Origin of the sequence: Chitinimonas sp. (genome assembly GCF_041904975.1) — a bacterium.
Taxonomy (GTDB): domain Bacteria; phylum Pseudomonadota; class Gammaproteobacteria; order Burkholderiales; family Chitinimonadaceae; genus Chitinimonas.
In genome coordinates this window covers 1-5,941 of sequence record NZ_JAYRLZ010000260.1, presented here as the reverse complement: position 1 = coordinate 5,941, position 5,941 = coordinate 1, and the positions used below count along the sequence as shown (strand labels likewise).

Here is a 5,941-nt window from a genome sequence, read left to right as displayed (position 1 = left end):
GGTGGGGATGGTGGCGACGCGCAGCTCGATATCGAGCGGGCCGTATTTCTTGAATTTGATCTTGCCGTCCTGCGGCTTGCGGCGCTCGGAGATATCGAGATCGCACATGATCTTCAGCCGGGTGACGATGGGGTCGCGATAAGCCGATGGCACCTCGATATAGGGCTGCAGCGAGCCATCGCGGCGAAAGCGGATTTCGGTTTTCGATTTGCCGGGGAAGGGCTCGATATGGATATCGGAAGCGCCGAGGTTGTAGGCATCGATGATGATCTTGTTGACCAGCTTGACGATCTCGTTGTCCTCGGCCAGCGATAGCGCCTCGCTGCTGATGCTGTCGCTCTCGCCCTCGTCGTCGGCCATGCCCGACAGCAGGTCGCCAATGCTGCCGCTATCGAAGTTGCCGGCGGCGCCGAAATACAGATCGAGCTGCTGGTTGAATTCGGTCTGGCTGCATACCCGGTAGCCGAGGCGCTTGCCCGGGTAGACCTGGGCCGGCATGCCGCTGGCGCGCGCGTGTTCCGGGTCGGAGCTGAGCAGCACGATGCCGTCCTTGTTCTCCTCCAGCGGCAGCCATAGCGCGGTTTCGGCAAAGTCGCGCTTGATCGGCTTGAGCAGGTCGATCGGCTTGATGCGGTCGGCCCTGAACGGCTCATACGGCACGCCGAAAAAGCGCGATAGCGAGGCGCCCAGCTGGGCCGGGTTGACCCGGAATTCCTTGAGCAGTAGCGATTCCACGTCCATGCCGTGCTCGCGCGCTCCCTTGATGGCCAGTTCCAGCTCTGCCGCTGACAGCACCCCTTCGGACACCAGATAGTCATAGCGGGTGCGCGCGACAAAGGCGCCGCCTTGCTTGCTGCGCAGCTTGAGGGCAATGGCCAGCGTCTTGCACAGCTCGGTGGCGCCTTTTTCCATCAGCAGCGGAAACGGCCGGCCGGCGCGGTTATTGATCAGCTGCACCACGCCCAGCATCTCGCCCGATTTTTCATCGACAATCGGTGCCACCATCATCTGCTTGGTGCGATAACCGGTGCGCTTGTCTACTTCCTGCAAGAAGCGCAGCTGCGGATGGACTGCCTTGAGCTCGGCTTCGTCGTATACATCCTTGATATTGACCAGCTGGCGCGCCATGGCGGCATATCCGGCAATACTCTGCTCGGTGATCGGCAGCTTGAGGTCTTTGAAGGAATTCAGCCCGGTCTTGAGCTTGGAGACGATGGCGTTTTTTTCTTCATTCAGCACATAAATGGTCAGGCGGTCGGCATGAAACAGCTCGCAAATCGACTGGCTGACCTCCAGCATGATCTCTTCGATATTGCTGGTGGCGTGGATCTTGTTGGTGACCACCTGCAAGTCGCGGCTAAATTGCAGCTCGATGCTGACTTCCGGTGCGGGGGCGAGAGGCTGGGTCATGGGTGTGCCGTTCAGAAGTCGATGATCTGGCCGTTCTTGAGCATTCTAGGCCGGTAGCGCCCGGCGTCTTCGCCGATTTCCTGCATGGTCAGCTCGATCTCGCCGGGTTTGAGGTGGGTGATAAAGATATCGGCATCGCGCTCCAGCCGTGCCAGCTCGCTCGCTAGCATCGCAGGGCACAGGTGTTTGGACGCCTCGGCCACGGCGCGCTCGCGATTGCAGAAGGCGGTTTCGATGATCAGCGCCTTCAGTGAGTTAATCTGGTTGACGATGGGCCAGAACGCATCATTGATGGTGGTGTCGCCGGTAAATACCACGCTGTGTTTGCTTGAATCGATGCGGTAGCCGACTGCCGGCACGGTATGTACCGCCGGCAGGGCGGTGAGGGTGAGGCCGGGTTCGGGGGTGAACGATTCGCCTTCTTCCATGGCCACAAAGCGCAGGAACGGCGCCTCGGCACTGGGGATTTCGCTGAAGTCGGGCCAGATGTGCCAGTTGAATACATGCTGGCGCAGGGTGGCCAGGGTGGCGCTACTGGCATACACCAGCAAGGGGCTGTCGCGCAGCGGCCCGACGGTATCGACCAGCAGCGGCAGCATGCAGATATGGTCGAGGTGGGCATGGGTAAGGAACAGGTGGTCGATCTGCTGCAATTCGGCAATCGACAGGTCGCCCACGCCGGTGCCGGCATCGAGCAGGGTGTGGCGGCCCAGCAAAAACGAAGTGGTGCGTTGTCCGCCACCAATTCCGCCGCTGCAACCCAGTACTTTGAGACGCATCCTTCCTCCGCCTATTTGTGCTCGAAATCGTGAACGCCGTCCCAGCCAGCCGGCGGGGGATTCTGACGGAATTCGCGGATACGATCGAGATAGACCTGATACACGAGGGTAGCAGGGTCGCTATGGTGCAGGTTGATCAGCTGCATTTCTGCCTGATCCCATTGTTGCTGGCGAAATAGCGCCAAGGCACGACCAAACTGCTCGATATGCGACTGGCTGGCCGCATCGAGCTGGTCCGCTTCGCCAATCGGCTCGTAGATGCGTACCGCGCTCGATTTGCCCAGCACGCGGATGCGGTCCAGCTCGCGGAACACAATGGCATTGCCGCAAGCTTGCCGGGTCGTTTCGCCGACGATAATGCCGACGCCGTAGAACTTGGTGAGGCTCTCCAGGCGCGATGCGAGGTTTACCGCGTCGCCCATCACCGTGTAGGCCAGCCGGATCTGCGAGCCCATATCGCCTACCGTCATGCGGCCGCTATTGATGCCGATGCCGATGCTGATCGGCTCCCAGCCTTGTGCCTGCAGGCGCGGATTCAGTTCGGCAACGGCCTTGTGCATTTGCAATGCGGCCAGCACCGCATGGCGCGGATGCTCCGGGTCATCTACCGGTGCGCCCCAGAAGGCCATGATGCAGTCGCCGATGTATTTATCGATGGTGCCGAGAAACTGGTCGTGGATCACCGCCGACAAGGTGGTGAGAAACTGGTTCATAAAGTGCGCCAGCTCGCGCGGCTCCATGCGCTCGGCTATCGAGGTAAAGCCGCGCACGTCGGAAAACAGCACGGTCAGCTCGCGGCTTTGCCCTTCCATCGAATACTTTTTCGGCGCTTCGCTCATTTTGGCGACCAGCTCGGGCGGCACATAGTGGCCGAACAGGCGGGTCATCTGCAGCTTGTTGCGCGTGGCAAAGAAATAGCCGCATACCATGGCATTGGCGTAGAGCAGCAGCAAGGTCAGCACACCGGCGGCCAGTGGCATGGCCAGCTTGGCGTATTGCCACAGCGCCAGATTGGTGAGGACAACGCCGGCCAGCAGGGCAAGGGTGAATAGCGTAGCGGCCAGCGGCTTCAGGCGCAGCAGGGCCAGTAGCAGCACGCCACCAGCCAGCAGCAGGCACAGGGTTTCGGCGCCTTGCAGATAGCCGGGCTGCGCGGGTAGCTCGCCATCGAGCATGGCAGCGATCAGGTTGGCGTGCACTTCCACGCCGGGGTAGGCGCCATCCACCGGGGTAACGCGCAGATCAAGCAGGCCGGGCGCGGTGGTGCCGATCAGAACCAGGCGTCCCTTGAGCGCGGCGGCGTCGACCTTGCCGCGCAGGATGTCGACGGAAGACAGATAGCGAAAGCTGTGCTGCTTGCCGCGATAGGGCACCAGGGCGCGCGCGCGCTCGTCTACCGCCAGGCGCAGCGGGCCGGCTTTCAGGCTTTCCAGGGCGCGATAGCCCGCGGTCTCGCCCAGCTGCGGCTGCAATGGCGCCTGGCCCAGATAGCGACGCACCATGGCGAGCGACAAGGCCTCGTAGTGCTGGCCGTTGAAGTCGATCAGCAAGGGCTGGCGCCGGCTGACGCCATCGGGGTCTGGATCGGTATTGAAATGGCCGGCCACGCCTGCGGCGTTCTGCAAGATCGGCAGATTGGCGCCGTAGCCGCTGGCGCGCAGCGGGCCCGGTGCGCCGGGCGGGAAACTACGCAGGGCAGGCGACGGCAAGGCGCCGCGCTGGCTGGCGCCGGGCGCGAAGGAAAAGTAGTAGCCAAGCACCACCCTGCCGCCACGCAGGCTGTCGGCAAGGCGGGCGTCGTAATCCAGGCTGGGGCTCAGTGAGCGGAATGCTTCCTGGAATGGCGCATCATCGGCCAGCGGGCCACTCGCCAGTGTTTGCAGGGCAGGCAGGCCCGAGCTGTCGTCCGCCTCGGGGAACACCATATCGAAGCCGACCACGCCCGCCTGGTAGGTGCCGGTCAATTGCCGGACAAGATCAGCCAGGATATTGCGGCGCCATGGCCAGTGGCCGATCTCGGCCAGGCTTCGCTCATCGATGTCGACAATCACCACGCGCGGATCGATGCCTTGCGGCATGGTGAGCTGGATGCGCGCATCGTACAGCCGCCAATCCAGGTGTTCGAGCCAGGCGGGGCGCCAATAGCGCCCCGCATAGCCCAGCGCAAACAGCAGCACTGCGCAGCCGATCAGCAATTGCAACCAATGCTTGCGCAGTGTGGACATGCCGGCGCAAACCGCTATTTGTAGAAAAATTCCATCTTGATGCCGGCCAGCTCGATCACGTCGTGATCATGCAATTCATGGGCCTGCACGCCGATCTGCTCGCTATTGACCAAGGGGCGACTCGGGCCTTCCACATGGGTGAGGAAATAGCCATTGGGGCGGCGGGTAATGATGGCAACCTGCACGCCGGGTTTGCCCAGCGAGGTAAGGTTTTTGGTCAATTCCAGCGATTTGCCGGCATTGGCGCCATTGAGCACCTGGATGGCGGCGGCGCGTGCTTCGGCAGCCGGGGCTTCGGTCTGCTGCAGCAGCGGGGCCTGCACGGTGGGTGCATCGATGCTGGTATGCGTATCGCCCGGTTTGAAGGCGGGTTCAGGCTTGGGTGCTGGCTTGGCGCCGGGCCGGATCACCATGGTGCGCTCGAAGTCTTCCTGCGGATGCCCCTTGGCGGCGCCCTCGCGCACATATTTGAGCTTGTACTTGCCGATCTCCACCACGTCGCCGTCTTGCAGGAAGTGCTTTTGCACCGGCTGGCCATTGACCATGGTGCCATTGGTGCTCTGCAAATCTTCCAGGAAGGAGTCGTTCTGGATGGTGGTGATCACGGCATGTTCGCCAGAGACCGCCAGATTGTCGATCTGCAGGTGATTGTGTGCCTTGCGACCTATCGTCAGCTTTTCATGGTCGAGCACCACTTCGCGCAGCACATTGCCGTCGAGGCTCAGGATGATTTTGGTCGTCATGCTTGTAGTCCTATGTTCAGTGCCTAACGGGCCAACCAGCCAAACAGCTTTTTCCACAGGCTGGTTTCGGCGGCAAAATCCCGGTTGATGCGTATCAGTATGACCGACACATTGTCGCGTCCGCCATTGTCATTCGCCATCTGTATCAACTGCTGTGCGGCAAGCGGCAGATTGGTGCTGACCGTGGACAGTACCAGACCAATTTCCTCGTCGTCGATCATGTCGTTGAGACCGTCGGAGCAAATCAGGTAAACGTCGCCTACCTGTACCTCGAAGTCGTTCAATTCCGGATCGAGCTGCGGGTCGATGCCGACCGCGCGGGTAACCAGATTCTTGTTCTGCGACAGCTTGGCCTGCTCGGGCGTGATCATGCCACTATCGAGCTGCTCCTGAAGCAGGGAATGATCCTTGGTGATCGGCCCGAAGTCGTCGCCGCGCAGCCGGTAAACGCGCGAATCGCCGACATGGGCCACGGTCAGCCGGTTATCGTAAAACAGCGCGGCTACCAGGGTGGTGCCCATGCCGGCGCATTGCGGCTGGCTTTGTGCAGTCTGGAAAATCGCCAGATTGGCTTTTTCGATCTCCAGCCGCAGGATGCGGTGGGCGGCCGGTTTGCCGCTCATGGGCTCGGGGCTGTGCGGCGCCATGATTTCGGTGGCGGCCTTCACCCCTTGGCTCAGCAGGGTGGTGGCAATGCCGCTGGCCACTTCGCCGGCGTTGTAGCCGCCCATGCCGTCTGCCAGCACCGCAAATCCACCGTCGACATCAAAGGCAATGGCATCTT

5 protein-coding genes are annotated in these 5,941 nt (G+C 61.7%); all 5 read right to left on the bottom strand.

Annotation, left to right across the window (positions count from 1 at the left end; genetic code table 11):
- The coding region (locus ACE3OH_RS18315) for an ATPase, T2SS/T4P/T4SS family (RefSeq protein WP_374356547.1) at positions 1 to 1,410 on the bottom strand (1,410 nt) is incomplete at its 3' end.
- 11 nt (positions 1,411 to 1,421) lie between these two features.
- The gene (locus ACE3OH_RS18310; protein ID WP_374356545.1) at positions 1,422 to 2,189 is read right to left on the bottom strand and encodes an MBL fold metallo-hydrolase; all 768 of its coding nucleotides are present in this window, start codon (positions 2,187 to 2,189) and stop codon (positions 1,422 to 1,424) included.
- Between the two features lie 11 nt (positions 2,190 to 2,200).
- Entirely contained in the window at positions 2,201 to 4,414 is a 2,214-nt protein-coding gene (locus ACE3OH_RS18305) for a CHASE2 domain-containing protein (protein WP_374356542.1), read from the bottom strand.
- Positions 4,415 to 4,428: 14 nt separating this feature from the next.
- Complete coding sequence (locus tag ACE3OH_RS18300) at positions 4,429 to 5,157, bottom strand: FHA domain-containing protein (RefSeq protein WP_374356539.1); 729 nt, start codon at positions 5,155 to 5,157, stop codon at positions 4,429 to 4,431.
- Positions 5,158 to 5,180: 23 nt separating this feature from the next.
- Positions 5,181 to 5,941 (bottom strand): PP2C family serine/threonine-protein phosphatase (locus tag ACE3OH_RS18295; protein WP_374356536.1); only part of this gene is annotated, 761 nt, incomplete at its 5' end.